We start from the raw sequence: 20599 nt of genomic DNA on the forward strand, positions 1-20599 counted from the left end.
ATAATAAAAATAAATTATTTTAACATGACGAGATTTTGAGAATAAACTCATTAAACTTAGATAAATATACTCTACTTTCTTTTTAAATTTAACTATAAAAAGATTTTTTAAGAGATATTGATTTAATCTAAAATATAATGGGTCAAAATCAAAAAAATATTTTTAAAGTATCCGTTCTATTGGAACAACCAAAATATCTCTTGCACCGAGTCTTTCAAGATTGCTGACCGTTTCAAATACCCTATTTTCATCGATTACTGCATTAATTGCAAGCATTTTATCATTTGAAAGAATTTCTGAAACAGTTGGACCGCCCATTCCAGGAATTATTGAGGTAATTTCTGAAACTTTGTCTTTTGGAGCATTCATCATAATTAATCTTTTGCTCTGTGCGTAAAGAACGCTTTTAATTCCTGAAAGAACCTGATTTATTTTTGCACATTTTTCCGGGTCTTCCATGCTTTTTTTGTTTGCAACAAGCCTTGTTGTCGATGAAACTACATTTTCAACTTCTTTTAACCTGTTTAATTGAAGCGTTGTTCCAGTTGAGGTTAAATCACAGATTAAATCTGAAACACCGATAAATGGAGCAATTTCCGTTGCACCGCTTAATTCAATAATCTCTAAATTCAATCCTTTTTTTTCCAAATATCTTTTTGTAAGCCCTGGAAACTCTGTTGCAATCTTCATTCCATCTTTTACGTCGTTAATTGAATTTACACTTGAATTTTCAGGGGCCGCAATTACAAGCCTTGCGTTTCCAAACTTAAAGTCTAAAAGCATTTCAAGTTCTTCTTCAGTATCTCTCTCAAGCATTAAATCGTACCCGGTAACTCCAACATCAGCAACACCGTCTCGCACAAATTCGGGGATATCTTTTGCCCTTGCAAACATTACTGTTATTTCGGGGTCAACAGTCTTTGCAAAAAGGCTTCTTCCATGTACACTTATTTTTAAACCGGATTTTTCCAAAATTTCGTTTACGGGTTTTGAAATTCTCCCCTTGTTTGGTAGTGCAAGTAAAATCAAAATATCACCTATGACTTATGGAAAGTAAAATGTTAAATCAAATAATCTTTTAATCTTAAAATTTAGTACGTTTTTCTGCATAAATAAGTATCTGTATAATGGAAATTATAATTACTCGTACAATGGAAATCAAGATATAAATTATAAAGTAAGAATTTATGAGTAAGATTTTTACATTTTAGATACATTATCATATTTAATATTGTAAATAGAAGAGTACATCTGAAACTTCTGAAAACTATATATAATATGATGGTTTAATTTAATCCACAACAAATTTAAAAGGGGGAACCAATGCACAAAGAACAACTAATGGAACTCCACCAATTTTTCGTGCACGTCTTCAAAGAAATGATACCTGACGGCAGCGATTGTGTCTATTTGAAAACATACGAAGAACTAGACGTAAAGCCCCACCATATCCACAAATTAAAAACAGAACAAAGAGCCGCTATTTTTTTACTTGCTGCATGCCTTGCAGAAGGATTATCTGAAAGAGACAGTTCAATTCCCGAAAATCTCTCAAAAAGATTAGCAGAAAACGCTTTTAAATACATAAATATGCAATCTGAGAAATACCAAAATTTAAAAAACGTTAAAAACTCGATTGATGTTCAATATAAAGGCGAAATCGAAAAAAACACGGTTTAATCTGTTTTTAGATGTATTAAATAGTTATTTTTAAATTTTATTTTCAGGTGGATATTTTGAAAAAATTAAATACTGACGATTATAAAGATATTTTAAACGAAGTTTTAAACGATATCTGTCCGACGGAATCTGAAAAAGAAGAATTAAAGGTATTTTCGGATAAAATAATCGCTAAAATTAAAGATATTTCAAATTATCCTGTTGTTGATATTATTCAGGTTGGTTCAACTGCAAGAGATGCAAATCTAAAAGATGACCACGACATTGACATATTTTTAAGATTTGAAAAAGAAACCGATAGAGATACATTAAAAGAATCAGGATTACGTTTAGGAAAAGAAGTAATTGATTATTTTAATGGAAAATCTTGGGTAGAGTACGCAGAACACCCTTATGTTTCTGGAGAAATCGAAAAATTTAATCTCGACATTGTCCCCTGCTACGGAATTGAAAATTGCGAAAAAATAATTTCTGCAGTTGACAGAACTCCACTTCATAACGAATTTTTAATAAATGCATATAAAAATAAAGATTTATCCAACGATATCCGTCTTTTAAAAAAATTTTTAAAAGGTCTTGGAATTTATGGCTCTGACTTAAAAACTGCGGGATTTTCAGGATACCTTTGCGAACTTTTAATATTAAAATATGGCGGATTTTTAAAACTTTTATCAGACACGCGAACATGGAGACCCAATAAATCAATCGTTTTAGATGAAATTTATGAAACTTACGATTTAAAAAAAGACCACGTCTTTTTAAGATTTAATGATCCATTAATTGTGTACGACCCGGTAGATTTAAATAGAAACGTTGCAGCTGCACTAAACGAAGAAAATCTCTGCAAATTTATCTTTTACTCAAAACAGTTTTTGAAACATCCATCAAAAGAATTTTTTTATGGATTTGATAAAAAAATTGTAGATTCCCTAAACAAACGGGAAATGGGTTATTTAATAACATTAGAAATTAAACGACCAAAAGATGTTGTTGAGGACATAATTTACCCCCAAATGGAAAAAATACAAAAAAGTATCAACAAATTAGTTAAAGAGCATGATTTTGAATATTTAAGGTATCAAAATTTTGCAGATGAAAGTACGTGTTATCTGTCTTGGGAATTTTTAGTTCATGAATTTCCAGATGTAAAATTAAGAATTGGGCCCCCGGTATTCAGCGAACCCGGCGTATTAAATTTTATAACGCATAACGAACATTATTTTGTTAAAGGGTGCAATGTTTGCGCGTACAAAACCAGAAAATATAAAAACATACAAATACTATTCGAGGATATTATTAATGGGAAATTAAAGAACATTATAACCTACCCTAAGTACGTATGCCCTGAAAACGCGGAAATACGATTAGGCACGTTTATTGAAAGGAAATAATTTCGGGATAATATGGACAGCAGTGTCTTGATTAAAGAATGCAATGATTTTTTAGACTGTTTATCAAATTTTGGCGATAATTTAAAAGATTTTGAAAAAAATAAAGATAGTGTAAACTCCATATCTGAAACTCTCGAAAACAACTTGAAAACTTTAGAAAACTTTAGAGAAAAAATGGAACTCCAGGGGTTTGATACACCGTATATTGGTGTCGGCCGTTTAAAAGGCGGGGAAGACGACGATATTTACGAAATAATCAATTATTCATCATATTTAAGAAGAATGGTCGATGAAAAAAAAGGGTCTCTTGAACGGGTAAAATACGCGATAGTATCCCATAAAATCGCCATTGGAAATATCGAAGAAGATGACGGAAATAAAAAAATACTTGCCCACCTTTCTTATGATGGGTCATACAAGGAAATGCTTTCTAAAATACCTCCTTTTTTTATAAAAGCATATAAACGGATATTAAACGCTTTTGAAACTGAAGGAAAAGGTATTTTAACTTCAATTACACTTTCCCTTGTTATTTTAGAAAATGGGAAAAGAAAATTTAAAAGAATAAAAATTGAAGAAGAAGATTACGAAGGGTACATCAAAAAAACTTTTGGCGATGCGATAATTACATCACTTAAAAAAAACTATTCCAAAAATAAGCTTTTAAATGACCAGTATGTCAAAAAAATACTTTCTTTAGCATATTTAAGTGCATATGCGAATGAAATAATTGAAAAAATCGATGAAAAATTAAAAGAAACCCTTTCCGATGAAGAAAGATGTATCGTTAAAAAATACCGCATGATATGCAGTGATATTAAAGGCGACACTTGCGAAAGCGGTATAATCGATGTACGTGCAATGGAAGAAAGTAAACTTAAAAAAATGAATTTAAAAATCGATTTAGAAGAAAAAGGATTATATAGAAATGGAAAACCATTAAAAGAACTTAAAGACTCGCTTGAAATGGAAGAAGAAATCTTTGAAAACATATCATTAGATGTTCCGTTAAAAAATCTCTCAAAAGACCTTTTAACGTATTATTTAAAAAAATCTGCTGACGAAAGAACCCGTTCAAACCAGTTCCCATCGATACTCGTTACTCCATCACCTGCGCATTTGAAATGGCTTACCGTAGAAAACATCGACTCGAAAAATATACTTGATTTGAAATTTTTACTTGAAAAAGAACTTCCAAAATATGATATACCAATAAAAAATCTCGGTGGGGTTTCAATTTACTTACTTTACGACTGGGATATTGTAGAATTGTTTGGATTTGAAAAAACGGAAATTGAAGAGATATTAAAGTTAATGGCTGCAATGAACGATGTTAAAGAACTGTTAAATGATAAAATAGATACTAAAAAGTTTGAAAAATACAGCAAAATCAAAAAAGATAAAACTAAAAACTTCTTAAATGCGCTTGGAAAACTTTAAGGGTTAAAAACAATGATAAATCCAATTTACTTAATTTTAGCAGATTTTTTTGATAGATACATTGGAGAACCACCAGAAAAAGTCCACCCTGTTGTATTTATTGGAAAATTAATCAGTTTTTTTGAAAATGTCTTTAAATCAACCAATTCAGTAAATAAGGTCAGGGATTTACTTTTTGGTTTTTTCAACGTTATTTTAGTTTTAGCAATTGTATTCTTCATGGCTTTTGAAATAGAACAGTTTATAAACTCGATTTCAAATTCTTACATCAAAATTTCTCTTTATTCAATAATTCTTTCGTTTTCTATCGGGCACAAATCATTAATTGAATTTTCAAAGGTACCGATAAGATGTATTGTAAATAACGACCTTGAAAGTGCAAAAAAGTCAGTCCAGTGTATTGTAAGTAGAAACACGAGTGAATTGGATGAAAAACATATTTTATCCGCCTCAATTGAAAGTGCTTCTGAAAATATTACTGACAGTATCATTGCACCGCTAATTTATGCTGCAATTTTTGGACTTCCGGGGGCTTTTTTATATCGGGCAATTAACACGTTTGATGCAATGATTGGCTATAAAACTGAAAAATATCGATATTATGGAAAAACTGCTGCATACCTTGATGATATTTTAAATTTTATCCCGTCAAGAATTGCAGGAATGCTTTTAATAATAACTGCACCATTTTATGGTGGAAATGTAAAATCTGCACTTTATGGGTACTTTAAAGAAGGAAATAACACCCCCTCCCCAAATTCCGGATACACCATGGCAACGCTTGCAAATTCGTTAAATATAGAACTTGAAAAAATTGGTTATTATAAACTTGGAAAAGGGGAAATAACAATTGAAAAAGCGCTAAATTCATTAAAAGCAATTGATTATACAGTTTTACTTTTTTTAATAATCTATACAGTATTGTTGATGTAAAAAAACCATAAATACTCTTTAATTTTAAAAATAACTATTTTCAAAAAACATGGATATTTAAAAAATATTTAATCAAGAGAATTATTTACCGATAACTCTTGTGATTTTGTATCTGTCCATTGCTTCGAAGTATTCTATTTCTACACCGCTTGCGATACCTTCAACATCATCAGGCATTGGGATTTCCAATGTTTCATAGGTTTCCAAGTCCATGATTTGAGCGTGGTCGCCCATAATAGCTAAAACCTGTCCTTTTCTTTTGTCGATAAGTGGAATATCAATTCTTGAACCTGCAGGTCCTACGTATTCTTTTTTAACTGGTTCAAAAATACCGACTGCAACTAATCTTACTTTTGCACCGCCGTGTTTTCCGGGTTTTGAGTGCGCGTAATCCATAACTTTACATGCAATACCGTCAATAACGATGTACTGACCTACTTTAATTCCACCTAAATCTCCTGGTTTCGTTCCTGCCATAATATCACCATTTTAAGCTTGTAGTGTTTAGAATTATATAGCAATTATCTCAAATGCTATATAAAGTATATAGTCCTGAAAAAAGGCTTTCGAATAATATCGTTTCCTAATATATATAATTTTTTGGCATTTTACTTCAAATTTACTCGTATTTTGACATATACCCTCTTGGAGTAATCATCATGCCGTCGATAATTTTTGTATTGCTGTTTCCAACAACAAGGGTTGTACTCATATCAATGTATTGCATAAATTCATCTAAATTATCAACAAGATTATTTATTGTCGTTATTTTATATTCAGAATCATTTCTTCCTGCATTTTTAACAATCCCAATTATGTAGTCAACATTTTTGTCTTTGGAATATTTCGAGATTATTTCAACAGTTTTTAAGAACGGTTCTTTTCTTTTTTTACCAAGAGGATTATAAATTGCAAGAACCATGTCGCTATCTATTGCGCAATTTATTCTTTTTAAAATAGTTTCTAAGGGCGTTAAAAGGTCGCTCAAACTAACAACTGCAAAATCGTGGTTTAATGGTGCACCAAGTATTGATGAACAGACGCTTGCAGATGTAAGTCCGCTTACGACGTTTACTTTAACGTTGTGTAAATTTTTCTCATTCAATTCATAAGCAAGTGATGCAAGACCATATATTGTAGCATCCCCGTTTGAAACAAGTGCCACGTCTTTATTTTCAGCTTCTTTTAGGGCGTATTCAACCCGTTCAACTTCTTTAGTCATGCCACTTACGTAAATTTCTGTATCAAACCTTTCAATATATTTTTTGTATCCTGTGTAGCATACAATTAAATCAACAGAATTTAGCGCATTTTCAGCTTCTTTTGTAAAATATTCCTCGTTTCCGGGACCGATACCAACAACATACAACATTTTATCACAGAATCAGTTAAAATACAGTTATAATTTTTAAAAACAGTTTAATCAAATTTAATTAATAAATGGTAGCTGTGTCAGATAGTGCTGATGTCGTCATCCCAAACTCATGAACATCACGAATTCGGTCAGCGGGGGTAACTGTCATCATACAACGTTATTGGCGTCATAAAAACCCAATAATTGCTACCATTGTTACCCATATACTATTAACATGGAATATACTCTAAACATTTATATATTTTTGTTAATACTTTAAAAAAATAATATATTTTTGATATTGTTGATATTTTTAAAACAACAACTCGAATTCGTAATGGTAAAATAAATTATATTATACGAAAAAATGTAGCCGCTTATTTATATGTATTTTTTATTTTACGATTGAATATTCCCCAATCAGAGCTAAGTATTTATACAATAATCAAATATTTGTAATACAAGTCAGAATATTACTCTGTTGTGATATACTGGCAATTTTAGTGTGAATACTATCCAATTTAGAAAACATTTAAAATTCATATTTATAATCCTTTTAAATTTTTTAAATAAATCCCCCAATTTATTTTTTAGCATAATTATTTTCAGACCTGTTTTTCAAATTTTATTTAAAAGCTGAATCTTTATATATTATAGTGTAATATTTGGATATTACGGATTTTTTATACGCATTGTTTATTCATTGTTTCATGTAATGAGGTGAAATATTGATTCTTTTAGACGAAAACACAAGAGCAATTGTTCAGGGGATTACTGGAAATCAGGGCAGATTCCACACAAAAAACATGCTTGAATGCAATACCAAAATTGTAGCAGGCGTAACTCCCGGAAAAGCAGGCCAAGAGGTCTACGGAGTTCCTGTTTATGATACTGTTTTAGAAACTGTTGAAAAATACGATGCAAACGCGTCTTTAATATTCATACCTGCACCATTTGTAAAAGATGCAGCATACGAAGCAATAGATGCAGGAGTTGACCTCGTTACAATTATTACTGAACACATCCCGATTCAGGATTCAATGGATATTGTGGCATACGGAAAAAAACACGGCGTAAATATAATTGGACCAAATACTCCAGGATTAGCATCTCCAAAGGTAGGAAAACTTGGAATTATCCCGATGAGTATCTTAAAAGAAGGAAACATTGGAATGGTATCAAGAAGTGGTACATTAACTTACGAAATTGCAAGCCAACTCACTTTGTCAAATTACGGCCAATCAACTTGCGTTGGAATTGGTGGGGACCCCGTAACTGGTTTAAGATACATTGAAGTTTTAGAAATGTTTGAAAAAGACAGCGAAACTGATGCAGTTGTAATGGTTGGAGAAATCGGTGGAAATGCTGAAGAAGATGCTGCTGAAAAAATGATTTCAAAAATGAAAAAACCAGTAATATCATACATTGCAGGACAATCCGCACCCGAAGGAAAAAGAATGGGCCACGCGGGAGCCATTATCGAAAAAGGAGTCGGAACTGCAAAAAGTAAAATGGAAGCACTTGAAAACGCGGGTGCCCACGTTGCAAAAAGAATTTCAGATATTCCATTACTATTAAAAGAAATTATTTAAACTGCTTTTTTCAATTATTTTATTATTAATTTAAAACGTGAAAAACATGACTGGACTAATTATCTGTGAGAAACCAAACGTTGCAAAAAAAATTGCAGAAGCACTTGGAAAACCAAAGAAAAAATCCCACAATGCCGTACCTTACTACGAGTTAGAAAGAAATGGGGAAAACATAATCGTAGCTTCTGCGGTAGGTCACTTATACACACTTCAAGAAAAAAATAAAACCAAATTTGGAGACTATCCCGTCTATGATATAGATTGGGTTCCAGCGTCAACCCTCGATGAAAAAAAATACATTCAAAAATACATCGATGCATTAAAAAAAGTTTCAAAAGAAGCTAACAAATTTTACGTTGCAACGGACTGGGATATTGAAGGAGAATTAATTGGTTACCACGCATTAAATTTCTCGTGCGGTCAAAAAAACGCTCACAGATTAAGATTTTCAAGTTTAACAAAGAAAGAAATTGTAAAAGCTTATGAAACGCCAAATGAAATTGATTTTGGACTTGTTGATGCAGGAGATAGTAGGCACAAAATCGACTGGTATTTTGGTATAAACGTTTCAAGAGCGCTTATGCAGGCCGTAAGTTCCGTTAAACGATGGAAAACCCTAAGTACGGGTAGAGTTCAGGGTCCAGCACTTGCTTTTTTAGTGGATAAAGAAATGGAAATTAAAAATTTCGTTCCAACACCATACTGGGTACTTGAAGCGCTTTTAGATAATGAATTAATCGCAATTCATGAGCTCGAAAAATTCTGGGATGAAGAACAAGCTAATAAAGCTTTTGAAAAAGTAAAAGATCAAAAGCATGCAACTGTAACAGACGTTAAAAAGACAATGAAAAGCATCCCTCCAAATGTGCCTTTCGATTTAGGTACGCTTCAAAGGGAAGCACACAATATGTTTAGATTTTCACCTAAAAAAACGCAGGAAATTGCTCAAAAGTTATATGAAAAAGGATACTGTTCATATCCAAGAACAAGTTCCCAAAAACTTCCTGATGATAAGGCGTACATGGATGAAATCTTGAAAAATCTTTCAAAGAATAAAAATTACAGGCCATATATTGAAAAAATTTTAAGTGAAAACAGAAAACCAATTTCTGGTAAAAATGACGACCCTGCACACCCTGCAGTACACGCAGTAGACGTTCCAAAAGAACATCTTCCTGATGATGAGTTAAAATTGTACGAACTCATTGCAAGAAGGACTATAGCACTTTACTGGGATAATGCTGAAAGGGAATATTCAAAAATCAATCTTGACATAAACGGCGAAACATTCAAATTAAGCGGTTCGAGAACCGTCAAAGAAGGATGGCACGAAATATACCACTACACGAAATTCGATGAAGTGGAACTTCCTGAATTAAAGGAAAAAGATGTAATAAATGTAAATAAAATTAACTTCGAAGCAAAAGAGACGAAGCCTCCAAAAAGATACACGATGGCTTCAATTATCAAGGAACTTGAAAAAAGAAAGCTTGGAACTAAAGCTACAAGGGCGGATATTCTCGAAAAACTAACTAAACGAGGTTACGTAATTGAGGATGGCTCTTTGACAGTCACTGACCTTGGAATTGGGGTTACTGAAACCCTGAAAAAATACTGTCCGGAAATTGTTGAAGAAACACTTACAAGAGACCTTGAAGATAAATTAGAACTCATTCAGGATAAAAAAATCAAAAAGGAAGATGTCATAAAAGAAACCCAGAACAAACTTACAAAAATTCTTGGGGAATTCCGATTAAAAGAAAAGGAAATCGGAAATGAACTTGTCGATAATCTCGATTCAACAAACAGGTCCTTACAGATAATTGGAAAATGCAAATGTGGCGGAGATATGATTATTATCCGCACAAAAGGTAAAAAAAGATTCGTCGGATGCAGTAACTATCCGGACTGTGAAGTTACATTCCCACTCCCACAAAAAGGAAGAATCAAAGTGCTAAACGAAGTCTGTGAAACCTGCCATAATCCAGTAATTGGACTTGATAGGGTAAAAATTTGTGTAAATCCCGATTGTACCACAAGAATTTCAGAAGAAGATAAAAAAGAAATCGAAAAAGCTGAAAAAGAAGAAAAAATATGTCCAAAATGTGGTAGCAAGCTTTTAATTAAAAAAGGTCCTTACGGGGTTTTCAGAGGCTGTGAAAATTATCCAAAATGTAAATATACTGAAAAATTAAACGGGGAATCCAATGAAAAAGAAATCGTTGGAAAATGCCCTAAATGTGGAAGCGACTTATTTAAAAGAAAGGGCAGATACGGGGAATTTATCGGGTGCAGCAATTATCCAAAATGTAGACACACCGAAAAAATAGAAAAGAAAAAAGACGATAATTCCAAAGAACCTAAGGCGGAAAAAAAGGAAGAAACAAAACCAAAAACCGCTAAAAAAGAAGCTCCAAAAAAGACAGCAACGAAAACCGCTAAAAAAGCAGCCAAAACTACCAAAACTGCGGCTAAAAAAACAACTACAAAGAAAACCGCAACAAAATAATTTAAACATTGAAAATTAAAAATAACCCAAGAATTATCAAAATAATTCCCGAAATATAAGTTACAAAATTCTTTTTTACTATTTTTTCAACTATATTTTTACTTTCTGCACCAAGCGTACTCAAAAATATTATCGGAATGCCATACCCTAATGAGTATACTAAAAGTGCAAAAAATCCATAATAAACGTCTGCTTTTGAGGCTACAAACGTTAAAATTCCTGCCAAAATTGGATCTGCACAGATATTTGCACCAAACCCGTAAACTATTCCAAGAGCTATCGAATTTAAAATTTTGATATGTATTGGTATATCGTTCATATTTGATAATTTTTTTGAAAATTTCTGAAAAACACCCTCTTTTCTAAATGTAAAATTTTTATTAAATAAAACCAAAACTCCAAGAATTATTGCAAACATTCCTGCAACGTATTTTAACAATGTTAAATTTAAAAAAATGCCAAATGCTGAAGATAAAACTCCAAGCGTGCTGAAAACGATTGAAAAACCAATCATAAAACTAAATGATACCAAAAATCCTTCAAATCTTGAATTAGATATTCCAAACGTATAAGCTAAAACAAATGGGAGAACCGTTACAATACATGGCCCAAGTGCTGTCGAAATTCCTGCCAAAAAGATTAAAAAAAGATCCATAAAATCACGAATTTAAATATTATTTCAAATACTCTTCTGCTTTTGATTTTATTACTTCAGGCTGATTTCCAATTACCCGATCAACTTCTTCTCCATCTTTTATAAAAACTACTGTTGGAACAAGGTTTATTCCATAATTCATAGCCATCTGACCGTTATTATTTACATCTATTCTATCGATAACATATCCTTCATCTTCGAGTTCATCTAAATATGGTGACAGTTCTTTGCATGCAGGGCAGTTTGTAGAATAAAATTCAATCATTGTCGTTTCACCATTTAAATCTGAAACTGTTTCTCCAGTAGAAATACAGCCAGTTACCCCGATTAAAAGTATTACAACTAAAAAATTTAAGAAATGTTTCATAAAAACACGTCTCCAGTTTTATTTTTGAATACTGCCTAAAGCACCGGTAAATGCCGTTACCCCTTCACCAATTGCTTTTGAAACCTGTAAAATTCCACCAGTAACATCTCCACAGGCATATATTCCATCCACACTTGTTTTGCAGTTTTTGTCAATTTCTATGAATTTTCTTTTATCGAGTTTTATATCGCTTTTTTCTAAAAATTCAGTATTTGGAACGTATCCAAAGCTTATGAATATTCCATCAGCAGAAATTATCTCTTCTTTTCCGTTTATCGAAACTTTAACTCCTTCTGCTTTTTCGTCCCCAACAATCTCAACTGGCTCTGCATTATACACCACTTCAAGATTGTTCATTAAATTCATTCTTTCTTCCATTATCTTTTCAACTGCCTTTAATTCAGACCTGTCTGTAACTATCGTTATTTTTTTGGCAATATCTTTCAAATTGTACGCCGCCATTATCGCAGACGTTCCCCTTCCTAGAACGATTACTTCTTTATTTAAAAAGAAAAAAGCATCACACATCACGCAGTAACAAACCCCTTTTCCAGTGTAATCATCTTCATTTAACCCCAATTTTTTGTATCGACTTCCAGATGCAATCACTATTGATTTTGCTTCGTATTCTTCATTTTTTGTAATAACTTTATATGGTTTTGATGACGTGTCTATCTTTTCAACTTCTTCGTGGATTACCGGAAGTTCAAAGTGTTTTGCGTGTTCTGAAAATTTCTGTGCAAGTTCAAAACCTTTTATCGATTCAAAACCGGGATAATTTTCAACAACTCCTGCTTCTGCAATTTTTCCGCCTTCATTTTCTTTTTCAAGACATAGAGTACTAAGTTTTGCCCTCATAGCATAAATTCCTGCGGTCAAACCTGCTGGTCCGCCCCCGATAATGATTAAATCGTATACCATCAAACCACCTGCTGTTCTAAATAATACTCTGTCTTTAAAAATATATAAAATAGTATAAATTATCAAATATCGTCTTTAAAGCAATTTATGGTTTGAATGATTCTAATATTTCTTTTAAATTTAAAATACAACCTTCAACGTTTTCATCGTTACAATTCATCTCGATTTTAGATATATCTTCGGTATCTAAAAACGCGTAGATATTGTATGCAGGACAGCCGTACTGCGTTTTTTTAGTTTTTGGAAGGTTTAATTTTTTCAATTCTTCTGAAATATCATTATTTAAATAGATAATTTCATTTTCAAGTCCTTCATTCATTACGGGCTTATTATTCAGAGTTTGAGGGCTTCTTGTAACAATTGCAGACGAATTTGAAAGAATTGATGCGTGAATCATTCCTTCAATACTTGAAGCAGGTTCAATTATTGTGGATTCATCTTTTTTTATAAATTCTGGAAGAAATGATGCCTTAATTCTAAGCCACGTACTTTCTTCAGGATTTTTTTCGATAATTTCTTTTGCTTTTTTTGATAAATTCGCATTATTTAAAAAATACGTTTTAAATTCCAAAGATAGTTCTCTCAAACATGCATCTTCAGACTTTTGATGGGTTAAATGGTAATTTACGTGTTTATTATTCAATTTTTTATCGTAGTAGCGCACAAGATTTTCAGCTGCCAATTTTGTAAGACTCAGCGCATCTTCAAAACTGATTTTCGTTTTATATTCTATTAATTTTGCGTATTCGTAAGTTTCAATTATAATATTTGTTTTAAACTCTTTATTGGTTTCAACAGCTATTGAAACGTAGTCTTCAAGTGTCGGGTGCCTCATGAGCATTTTTAAAACGTCTTCTTTTGAAGTATTATAATTTAAATTTTTAATTTCCTGATGCGTTAAAAGACATGGGCCAGTTGTGATGTTTTTTGATATAAAATCTCCTAAACTTCCGATAAACCTGTGGGGAGACAGTTGCGTAAATTCATTTGTATTCACCGGTTTTAAACCATATTTTTCGATTATACGGTTCCAGTACTGCGGGTAAGTGTGCTTAAAGTATAAATTTGTAAATTCTTTTTGACAGACTACCAAATTACCACCCGTGTAAATTCACTTAAGTTTGGGTTTTGATAAACGTTAAACCGTGATTGAATAACTACCAAATAACTATTGAGTATAGATATTGAATGTTGTTTATTGTAGTGTCTTAATATTACACTACCGCGATAGTATATATATTTTACTGGTATTTTTAATGTATACCCATACATCCAAAATAAGCCGGGATTTAAAAATTACGTAAAATTAAGAACTTTTTTATTTATTTTGAAAAAACATATAATAGTCTATTTTCATATTTTTATATTGGCTAATAATTAAGCACGGGGTCTCTGAATTATATTAAGACCTTTGTTTAACGCTTAAGCCATTTAGGTATCCAATCAATACGGGGGATATGATATGGAAGAAATATACTCAAAAATGGTTGATGAAGCAATGGCCGCACAATGGGCGGACGTAGACATAATTAAAGAAAAAAGGGGGCATGAATTTAAGATTAAACATGCTAAGGGGTACGTAGATGTTGCAAACAGAATGGAAGCAGTTGGAAATCAGGATCCTTCAGTAATTAGACTGCACAAGGATTCAATTAATGCACACTTTGATATTTTATCAGAGCTTACAAAAACCGTAAGGCCTGAAGACGATCCATTCGTTGAACACTATCAAACTCCGGCAATACTTGAAATACTGTACAAAGAAGACCCAGAATTTAGAAAAAGCGTTGAAAAATTTATTCAAACAATTGAAAAATCAGAAGCACTTATTGGAAAAGAAGTTCTTAGAAGATACGGTGGTTTTTACGGGCCCACCTGTGTTGTAGATTTCGCATTAATTCCTGGAAGTACGAGTAACATCGTAAACAGGATTCTTAAAAATTTAGACATCCCGATTGCACACAAACAGGCAATTTTAGCCTCAAAATCGTGGGGAATGAACACATCATATGGGTTTGGGGAAAAATTTGCAAACGCAGTTGAAGCTGGAAAATCATTAAATGAAGCGGTAAAAGAAGAAATTGAAATGATAAAATTCATTTACGATGAGCCTATTGCCGCTCAAGCAAAACTTATGGACGATTTTGGCCATGAAAGCTTTGATGTTAGAAAATATATGGCTGAATATAAAAAGAAAATGGAAAGTGCGGTAGTTGAAGCCATGGAATCCGAAGTACACTACGGAAATATTGTAACGGTTCCGGCATACTGTGTTGGAGATATTGCACACCACGTGGCCCAGTCAACATTTAACATGTGTAAAGACGACGTTATAATGGCAGTAATCGAAGCTGTTTCAAATGTAATGGACAGTACGTTACGTTCCAACATAAAAAATTTCAAAAATGAATATGAAGTACTGTCTCTTGCAACAGGGTCAACTGCAGCTGCAACTGAATGCATTCTTGAATTAGATGGATTTAATGCACCAACAGTTGTAGATTTACTTACTAAAAGGTTCCACAACTACGTACAGTTATACCCAACAAGGGGGGCCGCTGCAGAACTGCACAACCACGACTTCATGGATATGATTTACAGGGGCTGGAAACTAATAGATAAAGCTCGAAGAGTTAAAAATGGAAGTAATGACCCAATAACACCAAAAGTAGGAAGTTTCAAAGTAGACCTTGACCCTATTTTTAAAAATCAGGTCATCATGAACCCGCAAAGGTACGCATATCCAGCATGTGCAATAACAGTTAGATTTTCAGCACTCATGAGGCTTTCAGACTACCCATGCCTCTTAACAAGTGAACCTGTAACTGCAACAATGATGACAAACATTATTGCACTGCATAAAGAAACACCTGGAGCACCTGCAAGAGTTTGTAAAGACTGTGCAACAGCTTGTTTAGTAGATTTCAGACACCAGTACTGCCAGTATAGAGAGGCGGTCTAACTATCTTCTTTATTTTTAAAGGAGGGAAAAAATGAAGTGTTACCTCTGTAAATTAGAAGGAAAAGATACCGATGCAGTAGCATCCTGTATCGTCTGTGGAATGGGGGTCTGTATGGACCACGTTGTACGCGAAGAAATCGAACAGTGGGAAGGAGGATACCCTTTTCCAGCTACAAAATTAAAAAAGACCATTCCAAGAATGCTATGCTTGCCCTGTTATAATGCACTTTTGGAGGGTAAAAAATGAGCATGATTAAAAGATTAATTGCAGAATGCCTTGGAACCGGAATTTTAGTATTTTTTGGTCCGGGTGCTGCTGCAATGACCCTGATGATTGCAAATAACACGGGAACTGCAGGAATTGGACTACTTGGGGGACTTGGGGACTGGTTTGCAATTGGATTTTCATTTGCACTTGCAATTGCGGCAGTAATATACTCCATGGGAAGAATTTCTGGGGCACATATCAACCCAGCAGTAACTGTCGGACTCTGGGCAGTTAAAAAATTCCCAACAAAAGAGGTAATTCCATACATTATAGCCCAGTTGATCGGTGCCGGAATTGGTTCTTTACTATTCTTTGCATGCATTGGAATTGATTCTGTAGCGATTGGGGGACTTGGAGCTACCGCACCATTTGCAGGAATAAGCTATTTTCAGGCAATACTCGCGGAATTTATCGGAACATTTCTTTTAATGTTCGTTATAATGGGTGTTGCAGTTGATAAAAGAGCTCCGGATGGTTTTGCAGGACTTGTAATTGGTTTGACAGTTGGTGCAATAATTACTACAACTGGAAATATTGCAGGCGCCTCATTAAACCCTGCGAGAACATTTGGACCATATTTAATAGACAGCATTTACGGGCTAAATCTCTGGTATTACTTCCCGATATATATTATAGGTCCAATTCTTGGTGCAATATCTGCTGCATTCATCTATGAGTATTTAAATAGCGAATAACTGCAAATTTTTTATTTTTTGAAAATCTTTGTTATATAATAGTTATCCTTTTTTAACCCGACTAAAAACTATTAATATTTAGATAACAATATTTTATTAACACATAGGGGGGATAGGTATGGGAACTATTTCAGAATATTTTCAAATAAAAAGCGAAATTGATGACATTAAAGAAGAAATTAACAAAAAAATCAAGGACCCGAGAGAAACTTCACAATCACGCTCTGAATTTATCCAACACATGAACAAGAAGTTACTTTCAAAAAAGAAAATGTTAAAAATCGTTGAAAACAGAATTCTTGTAATTTATGTATTCCCGATGTTTATTGTTGTTTTAATCTTAATATATGTTTATTTAAGGTATTTTGTATTATAAGGTTTTTTTATCAATTTTTAAATTTTAATTTGATTAAAAAGAAAAATGATTAATGATTTTTAATTAATGAACTAATTTTTGGAAACATTCTTTACAGACAATTTTACCATCAATAGTTCTACCTTTAATTTCCATGAAGGTTTCCCCACAGTTTTCACAAACAATTGAAGGGTAAAGCCTTGCTTTTTTAGGTTCTTCAATTTCTACCCATTTTACATCGAATAGTTCTTCTTCAGAAGCTTCCAAAAGATGTTTTATAGCTTCTTTTCTTCTTTCAAACATCTGTTTTTGTTCTTCTTCAGTTAAAGTTCCTTCATTGAACTTTTTATTAAATGTTCCAACTTTTTCAGAAAGATTGTATTTTAAGTAAATTCTAAGCGCTTTGCTGTTGTCTCTTGAGTAGAATGTGTAAACGTGCTTTCCGTTATCCTTAAATTTCAAATTTCCTTTTCCAAACGTGCATCCAAGCATCTGCTGTATTCCATCAACACTACAGGAGTTATTCTCTACTATTGCAACGAGCTGCTCATCTTCAGACCTTTCGTAGTGGTCGAGTACATATTTTGAAACCCTGTATCCAATTGCAACTCCAGGACATTCGTGACCGTGAAAATCAATTGTTTTTTGGTAGTCTTCGTTCAAGTTCTCACCAGTTGTGCTAATATCATGCACTATACACGTATTACTTTTTATATGTTTTTATTACATTCTTAAAGTACATCGATAACGTTGCCTACAACAATAATTCCGGGAGGTGAAACTTTCTCCAATTTTGCCTTTTCAACAATATTCGACAACGTTCCTTTAACCATTCTTTGATTTTCTCTTGTCCCATCCATTAAAATTGCAACTGGCGTATTTTCATTTCTTTTTGGGTTTTTCAAGAGTTCCATTACGTGTTTTTCAAGGGTTGTAATTCCCATCAAAATTACAATTGTGTCTGCATTTAATTCGCTTAATTTCACTTGCATTTCATTTTCACTCTTGTCTCCTGCTTCGTGACCAGTTACAACCGTAAAAGATGTTGCAACTTTCCTATGCGTTACGGGAATTCCAAAAATTTCTGGAACTGAAATTGAAGAAGTAATTCCCGGAACCATTTCGTATTCGATTCCTTCTTCTTTTAAAGCAAGGACTTCTTCACCGCCTCTCCCAAATACAAAAGAGTCGCCACCTTTAAGCCTTACCACATTTTTATTTTCCTTTGCTTTATTGACTAAAATCTCATTTATTTCTTCTTGTTTGTAGGAGTGTTTTCCCTTTCGTTTCCCAACATAAATAAGTTCAGAATCGGTTTTCGCATATTTTAAAAGTTTTTCCCCGATTAAATCATCATAAACAATTACGTCTGCATTTTTTATTGCGTCTACTCCTTTTAATGTGATTAAACCTTCATCGCCAGGTCCTGCTCCAACTAATATAACTTTCATAATTTTCCCCTTTTAATTTTTATGAATACATACACAGGATATATTGAATTAACATGAATTAAGTTTAATTTTATATATAAAATTTGATATTTTGCCGAAATTTGCTAAAAACTTCTAGATAGTAATTTATTGAATAAATTTTTAAAATAAATACTTATAAAAGGAAATATCAAGGTATATTAAATACGTGTTATGATTTGTATGATTACAACAGTTAAAACTGGTTTTAAACGTTTAACGTAAACTAAGGCGGAAATATGATAATAAAAGGCATTAGAGATGCAGACGTTCCTGATGAACTCTTTAAAATGGGTCTTAACTTTCAGATACTGAATGCAGACCTGATAGCTACAAAAACACATGTTTTGCACAGCATATATCAGGCAAAAACAAAACAAAAGCTCTCAAAAAATATCTGGATGGAAATACTACTTCGTGCATCAGGGCAGAAACAGATTTCAAATGCGATAAAATCACTCGGCGCTAAAGGTGGAAACATCTGCGTTGTATGCGAAGATGAAAAAACGTTTGAGCAAATAAAAAACGCTGTAAATGGATACCTTGATGACAGTGTTCTCGAATTAACAGAAGAAAAAGAGAAAAAAATAAGGGAAGTTTTCAATATTAACCTTCACGGAAACCTAATTGAAAGAGTTTGTGAAAAAATTGCCCTTATCGAGGTTCTATAGTATTAGAATACATGGAGTTTGGTGTAAAACATGATAGTCAAAAAAATATCAGAATTAAACGAAACAGAACTTGATATAATATTAAACAGGAACAAAACAAACATTTCGGGAATTTTACCAACAGTAAGCGAAATTTTAGAACATGTTCAAAAAAACGGGGATACTGCCTTAAAAGAATACACTAAAAAATTTGACGGTGTAGACATTGATAATTTCAAGGTAACTTCCGAAGAAATTGATAAAGCGTATGAAAAAATCGATTCAAAGGTAGTTGAATCCATTGAAAAAGCTTATAGGAATATTAAAGAATTTCATGAAATTCAATTTAAAAATTTAAGTGAATGGGAAGTTGAAAAAGACGGAATTAAAGCAGGACAGATTATCAGACCTGTTGAAAAAGCTGGATGTTACGTTCCTGGAGGACGTGCATTTTATCCATCTACGGTTTTAATGACTGTAACCCCTGCAAAAGTTGCAGGTGTCAAAAAAGTTGTTGTAACATCTCCTCCAAACGGAACAGAAGGAAATCCTGCAACACTTGTTGCATCAGATATTGCAAAAGCTGACGAAATATATAAAATCGGCGGAGCACAGGCAATTGGGGCACTTGCATACGGTACCGAATCTGTTCCAAAAGTCGATATTATCGTTGGACCAGGAAATATCTTTGTAACTGCAGCTAAAAAATTAGTTTACGGTGAAGTTTCGATTGATTTTCCAGCAGGACCTTCAGAAGTTCTTATTATGTGTGACGAATCCTCAAATGAAGAATACGTTGCAATGGACTTTTTAGCCCAAGCTGAACACGACCCAAATGCATCATGTGTAATTACAGTTACTTCGGATGAAAAAGCAGCAAAAATTAAAGAAAGAATTTTAATGGAAATGAAAACTGCTAAAAGAATGGAAATTATTGAAAAATCTATTTTAAATTCCGCAATTGTTAGTGGTTCAATTGATGAATGCATTGAATTTTCAAACAGATATGCTCCTGAACACTTGGAAATAATGACGAAAAATCCAAGAGAAGTGTTAAATTCAATTGAAAATGCGGGAAGTATCTTCTTAGGAAACTATGCGCCAGTTCCTGTTGGAGACTATGCAAGTGGTACAAACCACGTTCTTCCAACTTCCGCGTGTGCAAAAATGTATTCAGGACTCAGCGTTGAAACATTTATCAAAAAGCCAACAGTTCAGGAATTAACAAAAGAAGGATTAATGGAAATTGGAAATATTGTAACCACCCTTGCAGAAGCTGAAGGTCTTTTTAACCACTCTGAAACTGTTAAAAGAAGGTTAAAATAAAATACAGCAGAAATTTAAGAAAATCTTGATAA

General features: G+C 32.9%; 21 protein-coding genes. 12 read left to right on the top strand and 9 right to left on the bottom strand.

The features are described 5' to 3' along the window. Window positions 1–162: 162 nt before the first annotated feature. Window positions 163–1029 carry an ATP phosphoribosyltransferase gene (gene hisG, locus ACS5L2_RS04410; RefSeq protein ID WP_459202556.1) on the bottom strand — a complete coding sequence of 289 codons (867 nt, stop codon included), beginning with the start codon at window positions 1027–1029 and terminating at the stop codon, window positions 163–165. Window positions 1030–1323: 294 nt separating this feature from the next. On the opposite strand from hisG, the gene ACS5L2_RS04415 reads away from it, so the two are divergent. From ACS5L2_RS04415 to cbiB, 4 genes are read left to right on the top strand one after another with little or no spacing between them, the layout of a single operon-like run. Further along, window positions 1324–1680 carry a UPF0058 family protein gene (locus tag ACS5L2_RS04415; protein WP_459202557.1) on the top strand — a complete coding sequence of 119 codons (357 nt, stop codon included), beginning with the start codon at window positions 1324–1326 and terminating at the stop codon, window positions 1678–1680. Window positions 1681–1736: 56 nt separating this feature from the next. After that, window positions 1737–3071, top strand: a complete 1335-nt coding sequence (gene cca, locus ACS5L2_RS04420; RefSeq protein ID WP_459202558.1) for a CCA tRNA nucleotidyltransferase — start codon at window positions 1737–1739, stop codon at window positions 3069–3071. A 12-nt stretch (window positions 3072–3083) separates the two neighbouring features. Further along, window positions 3084–4511 carry a DUF530 family protein gene (locus ACS5L2_RS04425; RefSeq protein ID WP_459202559.1) on the top strand — a complete coding sequence of 476 codons (1428 nt, stop codon included), beginning with the start codon at window positions 3084–3086 and terminating at the stop codon, window positions 4509–4511. A 12-nt stretch (window positions 4512–4523) separates the two neighbouring features. Next, complete coding sequence (gene cbiB / locus ACS5L2_RS04430; RefSeq protein ID WP_459202560.1) at window positions 4524–5444, top strand: adenosylcobinamide-phosphate synthase CbiB; 921 nt, start codon at window positions 4524–4526, stop codon at window positions 5442–5444. Window positions 5445–5525: 81 nt separating this feature from the next. On the opposite strand, the gene ACS5L2_RS04435 is transcribed toward cbiB, so the two are convergent. Both ACS5L2_RS04435 and cobJ read right to left on the bottom strand, forming a co-directional pair. After that, window positions 5526–5921, bottom strand: a complete 396-nt coding sequence (locus tag ACS5L2_RS04435; RefSeq protein ID WP_459202561.1) for a translation initiation factor IF-5A — start codon at window positions 5919–5921, stop codon at window positions 5526–5528. Window positions 5922–6063: 142 nt separating this feature from the next. Continuing rightward, on the bottom strand, window positions 6064–6816 hold the full coding sequence (cobJ, locus tag ACS5L2_RS04440; protein WP_459202562.1) for a precorrin-3B C(17)-methyltransferase: 753 nt from the start codon (window positions 6814–6816) through the stop codon (window positions 6064–6066). 710 nt (window positions 6817–7526) lie between these two features. On the opposite strand from cobJ, the gene sucD reads away from it, so the two are divergent. Next, the gene (gene sucD, locus ACS5L2_RS04445) at window positions 7527–8390 is read left to right on the top strand and encodes a succinate--CoA ligase subunit alpha (RefSeq protein WP_459202563.1); all 864 of its coding nucleotides are present in this window, start codon (window positions 7527–7529) and stop codon (window positions 8388–8390) included. 46 nt (window positions 8391–8436) lie between these two features. Further along, window positions 8437–10899: a DNA topoisomerase I gene (gene topA / locus ACS5L2_RS04450; RefSeq protein WP_459202564.1), complete on the top strand. Its 2463-nt coding sequence runs from the start codon at window positions 8437–8439 to the stop codon at window positions 10897–10899. A 1-nt stretch (window position 10900) separates the two neighbouring features. On the opposite strand, the gene ACS5L2_RS04455 is transcribed toward topA, so the two are convergent. From ACS5L2_RS04455 to ACS5L2_RS04470, 4 genes are all read right to left on the bottom strand, one after another. After that, window positions 10901–11554, bottom strand: coding sequence for a cytochrome c biogenesis CcdA family protein (locus ACS5L2_RS04455; protein WP_459202565.1), 654 nt, complete (start codon window positions 11552–11554; stop codon window positions 10901–10903). A 19-nt stretch (window positions 11555–11573) separates the two neighbouring features. Beyond that, entirely contained in the window at window positions 11574–11921 is a 348-nt protein-coding gene (locus ACS5L2_RS04460; RefSeq protein ID WP_459202566.1) for a thioredoxin family protein, read from the bottom strand. Window positions 11922–11939: 18 nt separating this feature from the next. Continuing rightward, window positions 11940–12842, bottom strand: coding sequence for a F420-dependent thioredoxin reductase (trxR, locus tag ACS5L2_RS04465; protein ID WP_459202567.1), 903 nt, complete (start codon window positions 12840–12842; stop codon window positions 11940–11942). Window positions 12843–12927: 85 nt separating this feature from the next. After that, window positions 12928–13935 carry a hypothetical protein gene (locus tag ACS5L2_RS04470; protein WP_459202568.1) on the bottom strand — a complete coding sequence of 336 codons (1008 nt, stop codon included), beginning with the start codon at window positions 13933–13935 and terminating at the stop codon, window positions 12928–12930. Window positions 13936–14304: 369 nt separating this feature from the next. Between ACS5L2_RS04470 and ACS5L2_RS04475 the strand changes: the two genes are divergently transcribed. The 4 genes from ACS5L2_RS04475 to ACS5L2_RS04490 all read left to right on the top strand — a co-directional run bounded on the left by ACS5L2_RS04475 (window position 14305) and on the right by ACS5L2_RS04490 (window position 17143). After that, complete coding sequence (locus ACS5L2_RS04475; protein ID WP_459202569.1) at window positions 14305–15804, top strand: DUF2193 family protein; 1500 nt, start codon at window positions 14305–14307, stop codon at window positions 15802–15804. 31 nt (window positions 15805–15835) lie between these two features. Further along, window positions 15836–16051 carry a DUF2180 family protein gene (locus ACS5L2_RS04480; RefSeq protein ID WP_459202570.1) on the top strand — a complete coding sequence of 72 codons (216 nt, stop codon included), beginning with the start codon at window positions 15836–15838 and terminating at the stop codon, window positions 16049–16051. Continuing rightward, a complete protein-coding gene (locus ACS5L2_RS04485) occupies window positions 16048–16767 on the top strand; it encodes an MIP/aquaporin family protein (protein ID WP_459202571.1) in 720 nt (239 codons plus the stop codon). The genes ACS5L2_RS04480 and ACS5L2_RS04485 overlap by 4 nt, the downstream gene beginning before the upstream one ends. 118 nt (window positions 16768–16885) lie before the next feature. After that, on the top strand, window positions 16886–17143 hold the full coding sequence (locus ACS5L2_RS04490; protein ID WP_459202572.1) for a hypothetical protein: 258 nt from the start codon (window positions 16886–16888) through the stop codon (window positions 17141–17143). Between the two features lie 63 nt (window positions 17144–17206). On the opposite strand, the gene ACS5L2_RS04495 is transcribed toward ACS5L2_RS04490, so the two are convergent. Further along, complete coding sequence (locus ACS5L2_RS04495) at window positions 17207–17785, bottom strand: FmdE family protein (protein WP_459202573.1); 579 nt, start codon at window positions 17783–17785, stop codon at window positions 17207–17209. 68 nt (window positions 17786–17853) lie between these two features. Continuing rightward, complete coding sequence (gene cobA, locus ACS5L2_RS04500) at window positions 17854–18573, bottom strand: uroporphyrinogen-III C-methyltransferase (protein ID WP_459202574.1); 720 nt, start codon at window positions 18571–18573, stop codon at window positions 17854–17856. 257 nt (window positions 18574–18830) lie between these two features. On the opposite strand from cobA, the gene cgi121 reads away from it, so the two are divergent. Together cgi121 and hisD are read left to right on the top strand one after the other, a co-directional pair. After that, window positions 18831–19262: a KEOPS complex subunit Cgi121 gene (gene cgi121, locus ACS5L2_RS04505; RefSeq protein ID WP_459202575.1), complete on the top strand. Its 432-nt coding sequence runs from the start codon at window positions 18831–18833 to the stop codon at window positions 19260–19262. A 30-nt stretch (window positions 19263–19292) separates the two neighbouring features. Continuing rightward, window positions 19293–20567, top strand: a complete 1275-nt coding sequence (gene hisD / locus ACS5L2_RS04510) for a histidinol dehydrogenase (RefSeq protein WP_459202576.1) — start codon at window positions 19293–19295, stop codon at window positions 20565–20567. Window positions 20568–20599 lie beyond the last annotated feature (32 nt).

This window comes from Methanococcus mangrovi (assembly GCF_054506835.1).

Bases quoted from the DNA above. Each gene is read 5' to 3' on its own strand.
- ACS5L2_RS04415 (WP_459202557.1), top strand. From the start codon at position 1,324: ATGCACAAAGAACAACTAATGGAACTCCACCAATTTTTCGTGCACGTC.
- ACS5L2_RS04425 (WP_459202559.1), top strand. From the start codon at position 3,084: ATGGACAGCAGTGTCTTGATTAAAGAATGCAATGATTTTTTAGACTGT.
- cbiB (WP_459202560.1), top strand. From the start codon at position 4,524: ATGATAAATCCAATTTACTTAATTTTAGCAGATTTTTTTGATAGATAC.
- ACS5L2_RS04435 (WP_459202561.1), bottom strand. From the start codon at position 5,921: ATGGCAGGAACGAAACCAGGAGATTTAGGTGGAATTAAAGTAGGTCAG.
- cobJ (WP_459202562.1), bottom strand. From the start codon at position 6,816: ATGTTGTATGTTGTTGGTATCGGTCCCGGAAACGAGGAATATTTTACA.
- topA (WP_459202564.1), top strand. From the start codon at position 8,437: ATGACTGGACTAATTATCTGTGAGAAACCAAACGTTGCAAAAAAAATT.
- ACS5L2_RS04455 (WP_459202565.1), bottom strand. From the start codon at position 11,554: ATGGATCTTTTTTTAATCTTTTTGGCAGGAATTTCGACAGCACTTGGG.
- ACS5L2_RS04460 (WP_459202566.1), bottom strand. From the start codon at position 11,921: ATGAAACATTTCTTAAATTTTTTAGTTGTAATACTTTTAATCGGGGTA.
- trxR (WP_459202567.1), bottom strand. From the start codon at position 12,842: ATGGTATACGATTTAATCATTATCGGGGGCGGACCAGCAGGTTTGACC.
- ACS5L2_RS04475 (WP_459202569.1), top strand. From the start codon at position 14,305: ATGGAAGAAATATACTCAAAAATGGTTGATGAAGCAATGGCCGCACAA.
- ACS5L2_RS04480 (WP_459202570.1), top strand. From the start codon at position 15,836: ATGAAGTGTTACCTCTGTAAATTAGAAGGAAAAGATACCGATGCAGTA.
- ACS5L2_RS04485 (WP_459202571.1), top strand. From the start codon at position 16,048: ATGAGCATGATTAAAAGATTAATTGCAGAATGCCTTGGAACCGGAATT.
- ACS5L2_RS04490 (WP_459202572.1), top strand. From the start codon at position 16,886: ATGGGAACTATTTCAGAATATTTTCAAATAAAAAGCGAAATTGATGAC.
- cobA (WP_459202574.1), bottom strand. From the start codon at position 18,573: ATGAAAGTTATATTAGTTGGAGCAGGACCTGGCGATGAAGGTTTAATC.
- cgi121 (WP_459202575.1), top strand. From the start codon at position 18,831: ATGATAATAAAAGGCATTAGAGATGCAGACGTTCCTGATGAACTCTTT.
- hisD (WP_459202576.1), top strand. From the start codon at position 19,293: ATGATAGTCAAAAAAATATCAGAATTAAACGAAACAGAACTTGATATA.